Source organism: Acinetobacter sp. BIGb0102, assembly GCF_003815055.1.
Lineage (GTDB): Bacteria > Pseudomonadota > Gammaproteobacteria > Pseudomonadales > Moraxellaceae > Acinetobacter > Acinetobacter vivianii.
The window spans coordinates 14,095-29,752 of record NZ_RKQE01000004.1; the positions used below are offsets into that span (position 1 = coordinate 14,095).

Consider the following 15,658-nt stretch of genomic DNA (forward strand, 5'->3'; position numbering starts at 1 on the left):
GGGAGTTTTTTTATGACATTTTTATTTGCCTGTTTTTTCTTTAATAAATGCACGTGCCTGACGGATTTTTTCTTTTACTGGTTTTGGTACTTTAGGTGGAATCAGTTTTGCAGCTTGGTTAAACCACACCAATAAGCTAAAGTCCCCTTCCATTTTAATGCTGCCGTCCTGCATCCCTGTCATAAATGCAGTTGGGTCGCCTTTCAGTAAAGTTTTTACGCCTTGCTCACTTGAAGCAAATTGCAAAATAAAATCAGCTTGTTCTGGGTTACCTGCCACTGTATCAATTTTGCCGCGGTTCACAATAATTTGACGCGCAAAACCTAAATCCGTACCAATCTGAATACGGAACTCACGGTCATGAACCAATTCAATAAACTTCGGGCTAGTGCGTGCCAATTGCTTCATACGTAACGCCAAACCTGCCACTAATAGATCAAGTGGATCAGTGCTTACATCAACGATAGGTAACTTAACCACAGGTAAAGAAGAAAGCTTCATGACATTTATGCCTACAGTATTATGATGAAAATTAAGACAACTGTATCCTAGCACAATTGTAGAAAAGTCGGAAAAAGCTTTGTTGCAGAAAGTTAGTGCAAAAAAGGCATGCTGAGCATGCCTTTGATGTTGTTAAAATTATTATAATTTATCTGCTAGAACATTGTTGCTGATCATCCTTATAAACAGGTGTATGTTCAATATACTGACGATTTGCCAGTTGTTTTTGTGCTTGTTTATCTTCACGTAACAAAATAAATGTAACCGTAATCATCGCGAAGCTCAATGCGGTGAGATAGCTATAGGCGACTGACATCTCGAATATGGTTTGCGCACCAAAGCGTACCACTTCTAACAGTCCCCAGCAGAGCATACCTGCCAACATAAAACCTAACCAACGACGATAAGGAGAAAAGAAAACAGCAATAATTGCGACAGCGATTAAGCCAAATCCAACCAACATGGTGAAATTCGCTGCTTCCATAGAAACCTCCGTCTTAAAAAGGATGGTCTGCAATTGTGTCCAGACCTCTATATTGTTCTGTAATCTCAAACAGTACTTGGTGTTGCATTAACGTCTTTATGCATTATGGAGTGTTTTTTTTAGAAAAAAAGAGCCTGAAATTAACCTTACGACATAAGCTGTCGCAATATGCTTTTGTAATTACATTTTTTAAAATTACAAAAGTCCCGAATCTCCATATAGCATCAATTGCGGCGTGTCATTACAAAAAACTATCGATGTTTTCGGGCTTAAAAAAACTTTTTTCAGAAATTTTTTATCGTTGTTTTTCTATACATTTAGACATAAATATGACGGAATCGTGACGACTTAAAAATGAATAAAGCCGCTTCAAAAGCGGCCTTATTTGAAACCCAAAATCGCTGTGTTAAGCGCGATTCAGGTCTTTATCATGCATACCTAACAAGTACAAAACACCATCTAAACCCACACTGGAAATTGCTTGATTGGCATTTTGGCGAACCAAAGGCTTGGCACGGAATGCGACACCGAGCCCCGCGATCGAGAGCATTGGCAAATCGTTAGCACCATCTCCAACAGCCATCGCCTGTTCTAAGGAAATGCCCATTTTCTCAGCCAGTTGACGCAGTAGCTCAGCTTTACGTGCACCATCGACAATCGCACCTTTCACTTCTCCTGTCACGATGCCATTTTCAACATCAAGAATATTGGCATGCACTTCATCAATCCCAAGTTTTGCTTGCAAGTACTCAGCAAAGTACTGGAAACCACCTGATAGAATTGCGGTCTTATAACCTAGCGCTTTCAATGTTGAAATCAGACGCTCTGCCCCTTCAGTCACGGTCAAACGTTCTGCAATTTTAGGTAAAACTGACGCATCCAGACCTTTTAATAAAGCAACACGGGCACGGAAACTTTGCTGGAAATCCAATTCCCCAAGCATGGCGCGCTCTGTAATTTCAGCCACCTGTTCACCAACACCAGCTTCTAAGGCCAACTCATCAATTACTTCTTGCTCGATGAGGGTTGAATCCATATCGAAGCACACCAGACGACGATTGCGGCGATACGCATTGTCTTCTTGTACTGCGACATCAATATTCAACTCACCTGACAAGCTCAGGCAGGCTGCACGCATGGCTTGTGCATCTAACATCTGCCCACTCAATCCAAATTGTACACAGGCCCGACGCGGGAAAGGACTCTCAGTATCCAGCTCTAAACGGCCAGATAAGCGCGTGACGGTTTCGATATTAAAACCCTGACTCGACACAATTTTTGTGACCGCTTGCAAATGCGCAGCCGTGAGTTCTGGGGCAAGTGCCGTCACGATATAGCGTGTTCGGCCACCTTCACTCACCCATTGATCATATTCTGCGTTGGAGATTGGTTTAAATCGCACTGTTAGGCCAATATCATGTGCTAAAATCAGAATCTCTTTCATTGCCAATGCAGTAGCAGTCTCATTATCCGATGCAACAACGATCCCGAGGGTGAGTTGATTGTGGATAACGGCCTGACCTACATCAAGTATTTGCAAAGAATGTACGGATAGTACCTGCATTAATCGAGTAAACTGATTCGGTTGATCTGGTCCTAGAAAGGATATAAGAATGATTTCTCGCATGAATTGACTCGTGGTTGAGCGACAACTATTGTATGTAAGAATCATAACATAACCGAACCTAAATCTATTTGCCTTGGAAGTTTAACTTGAATGCGCCTCGCCAAGGGCTATTTGCTAGCCTACTGATCGTAAGTTTTGCATTGCATACCTTTTTATTGGTGATTGCAACGACACATCAACTCAATGAAAACCGCGCCAGCCAAGGTCAACTGATGACAAGTCAGTTAGTGGCAGATACGCTTTCCGAGCTGGAACCTGCCAACACCGTTTCATTGGCTCTGGTGGCGAATCGTTATGCTACCAATCCAAGTGTTGCTTCGATTCGTATCTTGGATGCCAATAAGCAAGTCCTTGCCACCAGTGGGATGTCGAAAACTCGCCAAGGCGAAGTGTTTGTTCGTGATGCATTGCAAAATGAGAAAAAAGTTGGAACGGTTGAAATCACCCTCATCCAGCCAAGTATCGGTGAAATCTTACGTACCCAATGGTTAGCGATTTTAGTTTCCTTATTTATTCATGCCTTGATCTGGCTGGCCTATCGTGCCATTGCCCGTCCAACACGTAGTGAATATCTGGCTCGCATTAACCAAGAAAATCATCTTAAGCATGAAATTCAACGTTTAACTCAGGCATTGGCGCTCGAAAAACAAAATACGGTGACACTGGTTGCTCAGGCTCAACAACAGGCCAAAGCGCAGAGCAAGGCTCGCGTCGAGAAGCGTCCAGCAGAAGCGGTTCAACTGGATGATCAGGCATTGGCTTTGAACATTCAGTTCTATGATCCGAAGCAACTTCTGAATAGTGTCAATCAGTCTGTTTCGGTGCCATATTTTAAACTTTGCCAGCTATTCTTGGATAAAAGTATCGACCTCTGTGCCAAGCATTATGAAATTGATGCCGCTAAGATTCATGTCACCCAAGAATTTGATAGCGAAGGTGCAACTTTAACCACCAACACGGAACAGCCACAAGCGCTAGAATGCCTGATGATGGTCGGTGCCGTGTTCCAGTTGTTGTCTGATGTATTGTATAAACGTTACCGTGAAGATAAACGTTTTGCCTTGCAAACGCGTGGTGCGGTTGCTGGCGCGGTCGATGCTATGCAACTGGATGCGGTTGAAGCAGCGAAACGCTTGACTCAGCATCTACATGCCAAAGAAGCGGCTTTACACCTCAATCATGATCAGCTTAAGACCATTCAAAATAATTATGAATTGGTGGCGATGCCGAATCCAAGCAATATCATGACTCGCCATGCGTTCATGATTAATGGCATGAATGAAGCCTGTGCAACTGTAGCACAAACACTGCGTACTGAAATCTTGATGGGCAAAAAAGCGAAAGCAGCCACTGAATCCTGATTCAAGCGCTAGATCTTAAAATAAGGCTTTGTTTCACGACAAAGCCTTATTTTTTCCCTGCTCAAACGCCTCACAAAATGAGCCTAGAAAGTTCATAATAGCAGCTCCAGATCAGGCCAATATCTGCTTTTGCAGATGGCATATTTGAATTGATCAAGAAGCACAGGCGAAATTTTTTAAAATGCGGTAAACTATGCCAGATTTATCGAATACTAGAGCCTTAAAAGGCAACATCAAAGGTGAAAGCGAATGCCGCTGAGTCGTGTTGAAGAGCTTGTCGCAGATATTCGTGCAGGCAAAATGGTCATCCTGATGGATGATGAAGATCGTGAAAATGAAGGTGACTTAGTCATCGCTGCAACGCATGTTCGCCCTGAAGATATTAACTTCATGATTACCCATGCACGTGGTTTGGTCTGCCTGACTTTAAGCCGTGAGCGTTGTAAGCAGCTCAACCTACCATTAATGGTTGATCAGAACGGCGCACAGCACGCGACCAACTTCACGCTATCGATTGAAGCAGCGGAAGGCATTAGCACAGGTATTTCAGCAGCTGAACGTGCACATACCATTCGTACTGCGGTTGCTGCACATGCCAAGCCAAGCGATATCGTACAGCCCGGGCATATTTTTCCATTGATGGCACAACCAGGTGGTGTATTACACCGCGCGGGTCATACCGAAGCCGGCTGTGATTTAACCCGTTTGGCTGGCCTTGAACCTGCATCAGTGATTTGTGAAATCATCAATGATGACGGTACTATGGCACGTCGCCCTGATCTGGAAGTATTTGCAGAAAAGCATGGCTTAAAAATTGGGACCATTGCGGATCTGATTCATTACCGCATGACCAATGAGCAAACCGTTGAACGTTTGTCTCAAGAGACCATTGAAACTGAATATGGTACTTTTGAGCTGTATAAATACCGTGAAATTGGTAACCCTGATATTCACGTTGCCTTGGTCAAAGGTGAACCGAAACAGGGTGTTACGACAGTTCGTGTACATGGTTTCAGTCCAATTCGTGACTTGTTAAAGCTGAATAAAGCAGACGGTTCACCCGCATGGAATCTTGATCTTGCAATGAAAAACATTGCTGCAAGTGATCGTGGTGTACTGGTCTGGATTGGTCAGAATCATTTAGAAGATTTAGGCCCAGCTTTAAATAGTTTGAATCAGCCAAAACCGCTGAAATCCAATGCCGCGCTTTCTCACCAATACCAGACCATTGGTGTTGGTGCACAGATTTTACGTGACTTGGGTGTTGAGAAAATGAAGTTGTTGAGTTCTCCACTTCGTTTCAATGCCCTGTCAGGATTTAATTTAGAGGTAGTGGAATACATCACTGCCGATCAAATCACAGCAAAATAATCGAGGTTGCTATGGCAATTCGCCGTATTGAAGGTTTATTACATCTCGCAAGCGAAGGTCGTTATGCGATCTTAGTGGGTCGTTTCAACAGCTTCGTGGTTGAACATTTACTTGAAGGCGCAATCGACACTTTAAAACGTCATGGCGTTTCAGAAGATGCGATTACGGTTATTCATGCGCCAGGTGCATGGGAACTGCCAATCGTTGCGAAAAAATTAGCGGCTTCAAATAAATTTGATGCCATCATTGCATTAGGTGCAGTGATTCGTGGTAGCACACCACATTTTGATTTTGTTGCAGGCGAATGTGCGAAAGGTTTAGGTGTGGTTGCACTTGAAAGCACAATGCCAGTGATCAATGGTGTCTTGACGACAGACAGCATTGAACAAGCAATTGAACGTTCTGGTACGAAAGCAGGAAACAAAGGTAGCGAAGCTGCATTGACTGCAATCGAAATGGTTAACTTATTAAAGGCAATTTAAAGCATGTCGCAAACACTTCAGGCCGCTTATGCAGCGAAACGCAAAGCACGTCGTTTTGCTGTACAAGGGATTTATGAATGGCAAATGAGTCATAACCCTGTACATGAAATTGAAGCACGTACCCGTGTTGAAAATGCGATGCACAAAGTTGACCTTAACTATTACCATGAATTGCTCACTCAAGTGGTTGCTCAACATGAAGCCTTAGATGAGTTACTCATCCCGGTACTTGACCGTGAGCTAAATGCCCTTGATGGTGTAGAGCTTGCAACTTTGCGTTTAGGCGCTTATGAACTACGAGATCACCTCGAAGTTCCGTATCGTGTTGTACTTGATGAAGCAATTGAGTTAGCGAAACACTTTGGTGGTGCAGACAGCCATAAATACATCAATGGTGTATTAGACCGTCTTTCATCAAAACTTCGTGAAGCTGAAAAACAACAAGCAAAATAATAGGCTTGATGTTGTATGGCTGAGTTTTCCATTATTGAGCGCTACTTTAAGCGTACATCCAATGCAGATGTAAGTTTAGGCATCGGTGATGACTCAGCCATTGTCACCCCCCCTCCTTCACAACAATTGGTGATCTGTGCAGATACACTGGTTGCTGGTCGACATTTCCCCCTAGATACGGCTCCCCATGCTATTGGCTGGAAAAGTGTCGCTGTCAATTTATCTGATCTGGCGGCAATGGGTGCAAAATCCCACAGTATTTTACTCGCACTGAGCTTACCGACCGTTGATCACGACTGGCTGGCTGGATTTAGTCAGGGGCTTTTCGATTGCTGTGATCAATTTGGTGTGAGCCTGATCGGTGGCGATACCACTCAAAGTACTCAACTCACGATTAGCGTGACGGCGTTGGGCTGGATTGAACACGGTCAGGCCATTACTCGTGCAGGCGCTCAGGTTGGTGATTATATTTGTGTCAGTGGGCAAGTTGGAGACGCAGCCTTTGGATTGCAGCATCTTGGTCATGCCCTGCAACAACGTCTGGACTACCCAACGCCACGCTGTCAACTTGGCCAACAGCTGAAAGGTCTGGCATCCAGCATGATTGATGTGTCAGATGGCTTGGCTCAGGATCTGGGTCATATTCTGAAAGCTTCCGATGTCGGTGCAAAATTACAGCTTGATCAACTTCCGTTAGATCCATCACTAAAACAACTCGATCTGCAACAGGCTTGGCATTATGCACTTGCAGGCGGTGATGATTACGAATTATGCTTTACAATATCACCGCAAAACTTTAAGGAACTGTCGCGACAACAATTAGATGTTCCGATTACAATAATTGGCGAAATTACCCAACAAACTGGATTGTTATTTGAGTATATGGGCGAAACATGCCCGTTACATGTTCATGGATACCAACACTTTGCATAAACCTCCCATTCACTTTAACCAAATGTCTTGGTTTGACCGTTTCATCGTTTTTTGCGGTGTCGGTTTCGGCTCTGGTTTAGCACCTAAAGCACCGGGTACATTTGGTTCGGCCTTTGCACTCCTGTTTATGCCACTATGGGTATATCTCGGTCTGTCTGCCAGCATCGTTGTGGTCATATTCATGTCTTTGATTGGCATTTATATCTGTGGCCATACAGCAAAAGTGATCAATGTCCACGACGATGGACGTATTGTGTGGGACGAGTTTGCAGGACAATCCATTACCCTGCTCCCTTTGCTTTATTTGCAACAAGTGAACTGGTTATGGGTCATTGTTGGATTCGTATTATTCCGTATATTTGATGTCTGGAAACCATTCCCGATCAGCTGGGCAGATCAGAAAGTTTCTGGCGGCTTCGGAATAATGCTCGACGATATCATTGCGGGACTTTGGGCAGCACTCTGTATTCTTATTATTCATTTTTATATTTTGACTTAAGCCATAAATTAGAGTTAGTTATGTCAACAACTGTTATTATTCTTGCAGCAGGGAAAGGAACGCGAATGCGTTCACAACTACCAAAAGTATTACAACCATTGGCAGGTCGTCCACTGCTGGGTCATGTGATCCAGACGGCAAAAAAACTGAATGCGCAAAATATTATTACCATTTATGGTCATGGCGGTGAGCTGGTTAAACAAAGCTTCGTTGCCGAACAGATCGAATGGGTTGAGCAGGCTGAACAGTTAGGCACAGGCCATGCGGTTCAAATGACTTTACCAGTACTACCGCAAGATGGTATTTCCTTAATTCTCTATGGTGATGTGCCACTCGTTCGTCAAAGTACGCTTGAACAACTATTAGAAGCTTCGAGTCAATCTGGTATCGGCATGATCACCCTGAATGTTGAAAATCCAACAGGTTATGGTCGTATCGTTCGTCAAGCTGGCAAAATTCAAGCCATTGTTGAACATAAAGATGCCAATGAAGAACAGCGCCAGATTCAGGAAATTAATACAGGTATTTACTGCGTCAGCAATGCCAAACTGCATCAATGGTTACCAAAGCTCTCTAACAATAACGTTCAGGGTGAATATTACCTGACTGATATTGTCGCAATGGCAGTTGAAGATGGCTTAGAGATTGCATCTATTCAGCCTGAGCTAGAATTCGAGGTTGAAGGCGTCAATGACCGTCTACAACTGGCAACCTTAGAACGCCAATTCCAGCAACAGCAAGCCAAAGAATTGATGCAACAAGGTGTTCATCTGATTGACCCAAATCGTTTTGATTTGCGTGGCAGTCTCAAGTGCGGTCAAGACGTACAAATTGATGTCAATGTCATCATTGAAGGTGACTGCGAACTTGGCGATAACGTCCACCTCGGCGCTGGCTGTATCTTAAAGAATACCCGTATTGCTGCAGGTACCAAGGTTCAGGCCTATAGTATTTTTGAAAACGCGGTAGTTGGGGAAAATACCCAGATTGGGCCATTCGCGCGTTTACGCCCAGGTGCTAATCTTGCCAATGACGTGCATATCGGCAACTTTGTTGAAGTAAAGAATTCAAATATTGGTCTTGGTTCTAAAGCCAACCACTTCACTTATCTAGGTGATGCGGATATCGGTGCAGGCTGTAACATTGGTGCAGGCACGATTACCTGTAACTATGATGGCGCCAACAAGCACCGTACCATTATTGAAGACAATGTATTTATTGGAACCAATAACTCATTGGTTGCACCAATCAAAATCGGTCAGGGTGCGACCACAGGTGCGGGATCTACCTTAACACGAGATGTGGCTGAGCGTAGTTTGGCTGTGGAACGAGCAAAGCAGTTTGAAAAAGCGGATTATCAACGTCCCCAAAAACTGAAAAAATAAGAGGATAAAATTATGTGTGGTATTGTTGGTGGCGTTGCTGAACGTTGTGTAACCGAGATTCTGATCGAAGGTCTAAAACGTCTGGAATATCGTGGCTATGACTCTGCAGGTTTAGCCTTGCTCAATAAACAGCAAATCCTGCGTGAACGTCGCGTAGGTAAAGTAGCTAATCTAGCTGAAGCCGTAGCAGAACAGCAGTTAACAGGTAATGTGGGTATTGCACACACACGCTGGGCAACACACGGTAAACCGACTGAAAACAATGCGCATCCACACGTTTCTGGCAATGTAGCCGTTGTACATAACGGTATTATTGAGAACTACCAAGAACTTAAAGATGAATTACAAGCTTTAGGTTATGTCTTTACCTCTCAAACAGATACAGAAGTTGTTGCGCATCTCGTTAATGAAGCACTAAAACAAACTGATAGTCTGCTGGAAGCGGTACAAAAAATTACACCTCGCCTGAAAGGTGCATATGCACTGGGTATTGTGCATACTGCACATCCGGATGAGCTGATTACCGTGCGTGAAGGCTCTCCACTGGTCATTGGTGTGGGTATTGGTGAGAACTTTATCAGTTCAGACCAGTTGGCTTTGTTGCCTGTGACCAATCGCTTTGTTTATTTAGAAGAAGGCGATATTGCACGCTTAACCCGTAATAGCATTGAAGTTTTTGCAAATGGTGAAGCGGTTGAACGCCCAGTCAAAGAATTAGATGCAACTGTTAGTAATGCTTCTAAAGGCGAATATAAGCACTTCATGCTCAAAGAAATTTATGAGCAACCTGAAGCGATTCAGCAAACCATTTCTCAAGCATTGAATGGCAATAGCTTACGCGAAGATTTCTTAAATCATGCCGATGCCGATTTCAGTAAAATCCAGCAAATTCAAATTATTGCCTGTGGTACCAGCTACCATGCGGGCATGATTGCCAAATACTGGTTCGAGCAATTGATTGGCGTGCCTTGTCAGGTTGAAATCGCAAGTGAATTCCGCTATCGCACACCTGTCATCGTTGCCAATACGCTATATATCTGTATTTCTCAATCAGGTGAAACTGCGGATACCTTAGCTGCGTTACGTGAAACTCAAAAACGTGCCAAAGCTAACAACATTGACATCACGACAATGACGATTTGTAACGTCGCAACGTCATCAATGGTGCGTGAAACAGATCACCATTTACTGACGCTGGCTGGCCCTGAAATTGGTGTGGCATCAACCAAAGCCTTTACCACTCAGCTTGCGGCATTGATGTTGTTAATCCTGAAAATTGGTCAGGTGAAACAACGTCTTTCTGATGGGCAACTGAATGAAATTACTACTGCTTTATGGCACTGCCCGAAAGTCATTTTAGATACCTTGCAAGGTGATACTGAAATTCTTCGCTTGTCTGCGCTGTTCGTGGAAAAGAATCACTGCCTGTTCTTGGGTCGTGGTACACATTTCCCAATCGCGCTTGAAGGTGCATTGAAATTGAAAGAAATTTCATATATTCATGCTGAAGGTTATGCCGCAGGTGAATTGAAGCATGGCCCTCTTGCTTTAGTCGACAACGAAATGCCTGTGGTGATTTTGGCTCCGCATGATGAAATGCTCGATAAACTCAAATCGAACATGGAAGAAGTACAAGCACGTGGTGGTGAGTTATTTGTTTTCGCGGATGAAAACAGTGGTATTCACGGTAAAGACCGTCAACACGTTGTACATATTCCAGCCGTTAATGAATGGTTAGCGCCAATCGTTTACAGCGTACCAGTACAATTATTGTCTTATCATGTCGCTGTATTACGTGGAACTGATGTCGATCAGCCACGTAACCTTGCCAAGAGTGTAACGGTAGAATAATGCGATCTAGAGAAGAGGGGTTCGCCCTTCTTCTCTGCTTTTATATTTTATTTATCAAATACTAAGAATAAAACAGAACAGATTTACGCAATATAGCGTGTGGTTTTATGATTCAGCAGAATAATCGAATTTAAAATAATGACACCCATAATTGAAACCAGAATCAATTTCCAGTCTACAAACAGCAATGACGTAAGCAAGATTGCCATATCAATGCCCAACTGCACTTTACCTGCCGGAATATCGAAGCGTTCTTGTAAATACAATGCAAGCAAATTGATCCCGCCTAGACTTGAACGATGTCTAAATAAAATCAGGAAACTGACGCCCATCAAGACATTGGCAAAAATGGCTGCATAAATCGGATTGACATCAGAAAGATGAAAAAATTGGGGAATGATTGCAGAAAAACCTGCCAGTAAAGCAACCGCAATAAAAGTTTTAACCACCAAGGCCATGCCCATTTTTTTATAAGCAAAATAATAGAATGGAATATTGATGAAGAAGAATAAAACACCAAATTTAATGTCGGTAATATAGTGGAGGAGTAAAGACAGACCTGCTGTTCCTCCCGTCATAATGCCCGCTTGCTGCAATAAGGTCATGGCAAAAGAAAGGATAAATGTACCCGTCAACAGCGCCAATGCATCTTCAACTTTGGAATGTTGGTCAATTATAGGCACGACTGGACTGACCAGAGATACATTTTGCTCGGTATTCATAAGGGTAAAACTCAATCACAGAACAGCAGAAGGGAGAGATGCCTTCCAAATAAAAGGCGGCATATTTGATCATTTTTATTGAAAATACGCAATTTATTCTTATATTTTCACCATAAATGCAATTTATACTCAAAATAAGCCATTTAATATAAACAGCTCATTTTCAGTCAATCATGGCTTTCTGATCCATCTTTCATTAGAAATCAGCTATTTTTATTTAATTGCGATTCCATTTTCTTTGAGCTTTTCCAAAACAATCGATGTATTCAGGTTGCTAACACCAAAAGTCTGGGAAGACAGGATGCCGATCAACTTGACCATTTCATCAAGATTTTTAACCGCAACTTTCAAGGCAAAATCATAGCTCCCCGTCAATTTATGAATATCCTTAACCGCTGGCTCATTGAGAAGGAACTCAACAAAACGATCATGCGTGGCATCATGATAATTCTGTAATTTCACTTCAATAATGCCCATGATCGGCGCTGGATCAGCACTCAGCGCAATTTGTGCATAATAGCCGGTGATAATCTTTTTCTGTTCGAGATTCACTCGACGGCGTGAACACTGGGAAGTCGACAACCCCACCAATTCAGCGAGTTCCTGATTGGCCAAACGTCCATTCATTTGTAAATGATGGATAATTTTCTGATCAAAATCATCAAGTTCGACTGTCATAAAACGCTCAATTCTGCTTTAAGTCACGGTTTGACTGATGTGGATTCATCAGTTTTCAAAGTTTAACGCCTTTCGCTCTGGCAGCTCAAGCTTATGGCAAAATTGCACTCGCCTGAATGCGTTGAATACCCTCTGCCTGCATGCTTTGCCATGCACTTTGCAATGACCCATTTAGATCAATTGCCTTGCATGCATCTTCGATAACATAGGTTTTAAATCCCATTTGTGCCGCATCCAAGGCAGTCCATGCCACACAAAAATCTGTGGCTATCCCCACGATATAAACCGTATCAATTTGATGTTCTGTTAAATAGCCCTTCAAGCCTGTCGGTGTTTTACGATCTGCTTCCATAAAAGCAGAATAACTATCGATATCAGGATGAAAACCTTTACGGATAATCAATTGGGCTGTTGGAATATCAAGGGCTGGATGAAACTCGGCATCCTGTGTCCCCTGCACGCAATGCTTAGGCCACAAGACTTGGGTTCCATAAGGCAGCTCAATGGTTTCAAAAGGCGCTTTATTCTGATGATTATCGGCAAAGGAAATATGTTGTTCTGGATGCCAGTCTTGGGTAAGCACCACCATTTCAAACTGGCGGGCCAGTTGATTAATCACTGGAATAATCTGATCGGCATCAGTGACTGCCAAGTTTCCACCTGGAGTAAACCCGTTTTGTACATCTACAACAATGAGTGCGCTGTGTTTCGCAAGTGTATACATATTGTGTTTCATTCTGGATTGCTCGCTCCTTTCTACCATACGCTGCTCTTTATCGTCTGGCTACTTCGACCTGAACTTTTCTTAACATGAAAATTATTCAGGTAAAAGTTGAATTAAAGTTTTCGGCTGTTTGACTAAAGCATATTGTTCTTATGCCGCCGATCAGTCATAATTTGCATAATTGTCATTCAATCGAATTCATTATTGGACGACGAATCAAAATACTGCAACCATCCAATATTTCGTTTCAACTAATTCAATCTCGGATGGGAAAATAGGATAGTTTTTTAAAATGACTCAGCTAGCACAGAATATTCAAGGCTCAATTGTCGCACTCGTCACCCCTATGTTTGAAGATGGTAGCGTAGATTGGAAGAGCCTGGAGAAGCTCGTTGAGTGGCACATCCAACAAGGTACACATAGTATTGTTGCTGTTGGCACAACGGGCGAAGCCTCAACATTAAGCATGGAAGAACATACACAAGTCATCAAAGAAGTGATCCGTGTAGCCAATAAACGCATCCCGATTATTGCGGGTACAGGTGCAAATTCAACACGCGAAGCAATTGAGCTGACCAAAGCAGCAAAAGAACTCGGTGCAGATGCAGCCCTGCTCGTTACGCCATATTATAATAAACCAACACAAGAAGGCTTATATCAACACTATAAGGCGATTGCTGAAGCAGTTGATATTCCACAAATTCTTTATAATGTTCCAGGTCGTACTGGTGTAGACATGCAAAACGAAACCGTCATTCGTCTTGCTGAAATTAAAAACATTGTTGGGATTAAAGATGCAACAGGCGATGTACCACGTGGTCAAGCCCTCATCGAAGGTTTAGAAGGTAAAATCGCCGTATATTCAGGTGATGATGAAACTGCCTGGGAACTGATCTTGCGTGGTGCGAAAGGTAATATTTCGGTTACTGCCAATGTTGCACCAAAACAAATGAGCGAAGTTTGTGAAGCTGCATTAGCAGGCGATCAAGCAAAGGCTCAAAGTCTGAATCAGCAAATTGCAAATCTACACAATATTTTGTTTTGCGAATCAAACCCAATTCCTGTGAAATGGGCGTTGCATGAGATGGGATATATCAGTACAGGTTTACGCCTGCCATTAACCGCTCTAGCAGAACAATATCGTGAACCTCTCCGCACAGATTTAAAAACTGCGGGAATTATTTAATACGAGCAATTTATGATGCAATTACGTCTTGGTGTTGTCCTAGTCATTTCAGCTTTAAGTTTGGCTGGTTGTGGTCGTTTTGCCCTCAATAATCATTCTTTAGATTATAAAAAAGCGCAAGCGCTTGAACCACTCAAGTTCCCTGAGAATGCAACGGTAAGACCATTTACGCCATTGTATCCAGCACCAACGGTTGACCCACTTGCGATTCAACATGCACCGTCATTTGAGAACAAGACGGGCAAACGTTATGCGTTACCTCGTCCAGAGTCAGCGCAAACTGCAACCACGACAACTGAAGCAACAGCAACCAGCTTAGGTCGTCCACAACTGGTGATGGATGGGAATAAGAACCCATTGCTTAAAGTGGATGGCCCGACTGCAACTGCTTGGCAATATGCTTTTGCGACTGTCAGCAGCCTCAACTATAAAGTCATCTCTCAGGCAGATCATGGCTATGAAGCGACTATTAAAGTGGGTGAGCAAAACTACCTACTGAAGCTTACCGCTGTTGGCTCAAGCAATACCATTGCACTGTTTAAACTTGATACAACCTTTGCAGACCCTGCGGTTGCAACGGAAGTATTAGCCCAGATTTACCAAAACTGGCCAGCCTAGTCGTTTACTAGGCATTTTTTTCAAAAGGTTCCCTCATGTTAAAACAAACCTTGCTCTATACTGGTAAAGCAAAATCTGTATATGAAACAGATAACGCTGATCACCTGATTTTAGTCTTTCGCGATGATGCCTCGGCATTCAATGGCGAAAAAATCGAGCAACTCGATCGTAAGGGCAAGGTCAACAACCGTTTTAACGCCTTCATCATGGATAAACTGGCTGAAGCAGGCATCGAAACCCATTTTGAAAAATTGCTTTCTCCAACTGAAGTTCTCGTAAAAAAACTTCAGATGATTCCTGTTGAATGTGTCATTCGTAACTATGCTGCTGGTTCACTTTGCCGTCGTTTAGGCGTTGAAGAAGGCAAAGAGTTAACACCGCCAACATTTGAATTATTCTTTAAAGATGATGCTCTTGGCGATCCAATGGTGAATGAATCTCAAGCGATTGCTTTAGGTTGGGCGACTGCTGAACAGCTTGAAAAAATGAAAGAACTCACTTACCAAGTAAATGATGTACTTAAAGCATTATTCGACGCTGGTAATATGATTCTGGTAGATTTCAAACTTGAATTTGGTGTATTCCATGACCGTATCGTCCTAGGTGATGAGTTCTCTCCAGACGGTTGCCGTTTATGGGACAAAGACACCAAGAAAAAACTTGATAAAGACCGTTTCCGCCAAGGTTTAGGTGGTGTGGTTGAAGCCTATGAAGAAGTTGCGGCACGTTTAGGTATTAACCTAGACGATATCTAAGCTGAGCTTAGATCGCATAAAAAAACCG

17 protein-coding genes are annotated in these 15,658 nt (G+C 43.0%); 11 read left to right on the forward strand and 6 right to left on the reverse strand.

From position 1 onward, the window contains the following. Positions 1 to 21: 21 nt before the first annotated feature. The 3 genes from EC846_RS01975 to serB all read right to left on the reverse strand — a co-directional run bounded on the left by EC846_RS01975 (position 22) and on the right by serB (position 2,612). Positions 22 to 501, reverse strand: a complete 480-nt coding sequence (locus EC846_RS01975; protein ID WP_004776350.1) for a hypothetical protein — start codon at positions 499 to 501, stop codon at positions 22 to 24. A 148-nt stretch (positions 502 to 649) separates the two neighbouring features. Further along, positions 650 to 985, reverse strand: a complete 336-nt coding sequence (gene aciT / locus EC846_RS01980; protein WP_004776351.1) for a ciprofloxacin tolerance protein AciT — start codon at positions 983 to 985, stop codon at positions 650 to 652. 406 nt (positions 986 to 1,391) lie between these two features. After that, a complete protein-coding gene (gene serB, locus EC846_RS01985) occupies positions 1,392 to 2,612 on the reverse strand; it encodes a phosphoserine phosphatase SerB (RefSeq protein ID WP_047429908.1) in 1,221 nt (406 codons plus the stop codon). 68 nt (positions 2,613 to 2,680) lie between these two features. Here serB and EC846_RS01990 point away from each other — a divergent pair, with 68 nt between their 5' ends. The 8 genes from EC846_RS01990 to glmS all read left to right on the forward strand — a co-directional run bounded on the left by EC846_RS01990 (position 2,681) and on the right by glmS (position 10,947). After that, positions 2,681 to 3,973 carry a hypothetical protein gene (locus EC846_RS01990; RefSeq protein WP_171258949.1) on the forward strand — a complete coding sequence of 431 codons (1,293 nt, stop codon included), beginning with the start codon at positions 2,681 to 2,683 and terminating at the stop codon, positions 3,971 to 3,973. 249 nt (positions 3,974 to 4,222) lie between these two features. After that, positions 4,223 to 5,344 carry a bifunctional 3,4-dihydroxy-2-butanone-4-phosphate synthase/GTP cyclohydrolase II gene (gene ribBA, locus EC846_RS01995; RefSeq protein WP_123773940.1) on the forward strand — a complete coding sequence of 374 codons (1,122 nt, stop codon included), beginning with the start codon at positions 4,223 to 4,225 and terminating at the stop codon, positions 5,342 to 5,344. Positions 5,345 to 5,355: 11 nt separating this feature from the next. After that, complete coding sequence (gene ribE / locus EC846_RS02000) at positions 5,356 to 5,826, forward strand: 6,7-dimethyl-8-ribityllumazine synthase (RefSeq protein WP_004659764.1); 471 nt, start codon at positions 5,356 to 5,358, stop codon at positions 5,824 to 5,826. Between the two features lie 3 nt (positions 5,827 to 5,829). Further along, the gene (gene nusB, locus EC846_RS02005) at positions 5,830 to 6,279 is read left to right on the forward strand and encodes a transcription antitermination factor NusB (protein ID WP_004657014.1); all 450 of its coding nucleotides are present in this window, start codon (positions 5,830 to 5,832) and stop codon (positions 6,277 to 6,279) included. Positions 6,280 to 6,294: 15 nt separating this feature from the next. Then, complete coding sequence (gene thiL / locus EC846_RS02010; RefSeq protein ID WP_123773942.1) at positions 6,295 to 7,212, forward strand: thiamine-phosphate kinase; 918 nt, start codon at positions 6,295 to 6,297, stop codon at positions 7,210 to 7,212. After that, on the forward strand, positions 7,190 to 7,711 hold the full coding sequence (locus EC846_RS02015) for a phosphatidylglycerophosphatase A (protein ID WP_069577635.1): 522 nt from the start codon (positions 7,190 to 7,192) through the stop codon (positions 7,709 to 7,711). Before thiL ends, EC846_RS02015 begins: the two co-directional genes overlap by 23 nt. 20 nt (positions 7,712 to 7,731) lie before the next feature. Continuing rightward, positions 7,732 to 9,096, forward strand: a complete 1,365-nt coding sequence (gene glmU, locus EC846_RS02020; RefSeq protein ID WP_123773944.1) for a bifunctional UDP-N-acetylglucosamine diphosphorylase/glucosamine-1-phosphate N-acetyltransferase GlmU — start codon at positions 7,732 to 7,734, stop codon at positions 9,094 to 9,096. 12 nt (positions 9,097 to 9,108) lie between these two features. Beyond that, positions 9,109 to 10,947 (forward strand): glutamine--fructose-6-phosphate transaminase (isomerizing), encoded by a 1,839-nt coding sequence (gene glmS, locus EC846_RS02025; RefSeq protein WP_123773946.1) that lies wholly within the window; start codon positions 9,109 to 9,111, stop codon positions 10,945 to 10,947. An 83-nt stretch (positions 10,948 to 11,030) separates the two neighbouring features. Here glmS and EC846_RS02030 read toward each other — a convergent pair whose 3' ends face one another. The 3 genes from EC846_RS02030 to pncA all read right to left on the reverse strand — a co-directional run bounded on the left by EC846_RS02030 (position 11,031) and on the right by pncA (position 13,071). Then, a complete protein-coding gene (locus EC846_RS02030; protein WP_004776366.1) occupies positions 11,031 to 11,669 on the reverse strand; it encodes a YitT family protein in 639 nt (212 codons plus the stop codon). A gap of 213 nt (positions 11,670 to 11,882) precedes the next feature. Next, positions 11,883 to 12,347 (reverse strand): Lrp/AsnC family transcriptional regulator, encoded by a 465-nt coding sequence (locus EC846_RS02035; RefSeq protein ID WP_004776369.1) that lies wholly within the window; start codon positions 12,345 to 12,347, stop codon positions 11,883 to 11,885. Positions 12,348 to 12,438: 91 nt separating this feature from the next. Further along, complete coding sequence (gene pncA, locus EC846_RS02040) at positions 12,439 to 13,071, reverse strand: bifunctional nicotinamidase/pyrazinamidase (protein WP_123773996.1); 633 nt, start codon at positions 13,069 to 13,071, stop codon at positions 12,439 to 12,441. Between the two features lie 292 nt (positions 13,072 to 13,363). Between pncA and dapA the strand changes: the two genes are divergently transcribed. The 3 genes from dapA to purC are packed head-to-tail and all read left to right on the forward strand — an operon-like array spanning position 13,364 to position 15,630. Continuing rightward, positions 13,364 to 14,257, forward strand: coding sequence for a 4-hydroxy-tetrahydrodipicolinate synthase (dapA, locus tag EC846_RS02045; protein WP_123773947.1), 894 nt, complete (start codon positions 13,364 to 13,366; stop codon positions 14,255 to 14,257). 15 nt (positions 14,258 to 14,272) lie between these two features. Then, entirely contained in the window at positions 14,273 to 14,875 is a 603-nt protein-coding gene (locus EC846_RS02050; protein WP_123773998.1) for a lipoprotein-34 precursor (NlpB), read from the forward strand. Between the two features lie 35 nt (positions 14,876 to 14,910). Continuing rightward, complete coding sequence (gene purC / locus EC846_RS02055) at positions 14,911 to 15,630, forward strand: phosphoribosylaminoimidazolesuccinocarboxamide synthase (protein ID WP_005260273.1); 720 nt, start codon at positions 14,911 to 14,913, stop codon at positions 15,628 to 15,630. The last annotated feature ends 28 nt before the right edge of the window (positions 15,631 to 15,658 follow it).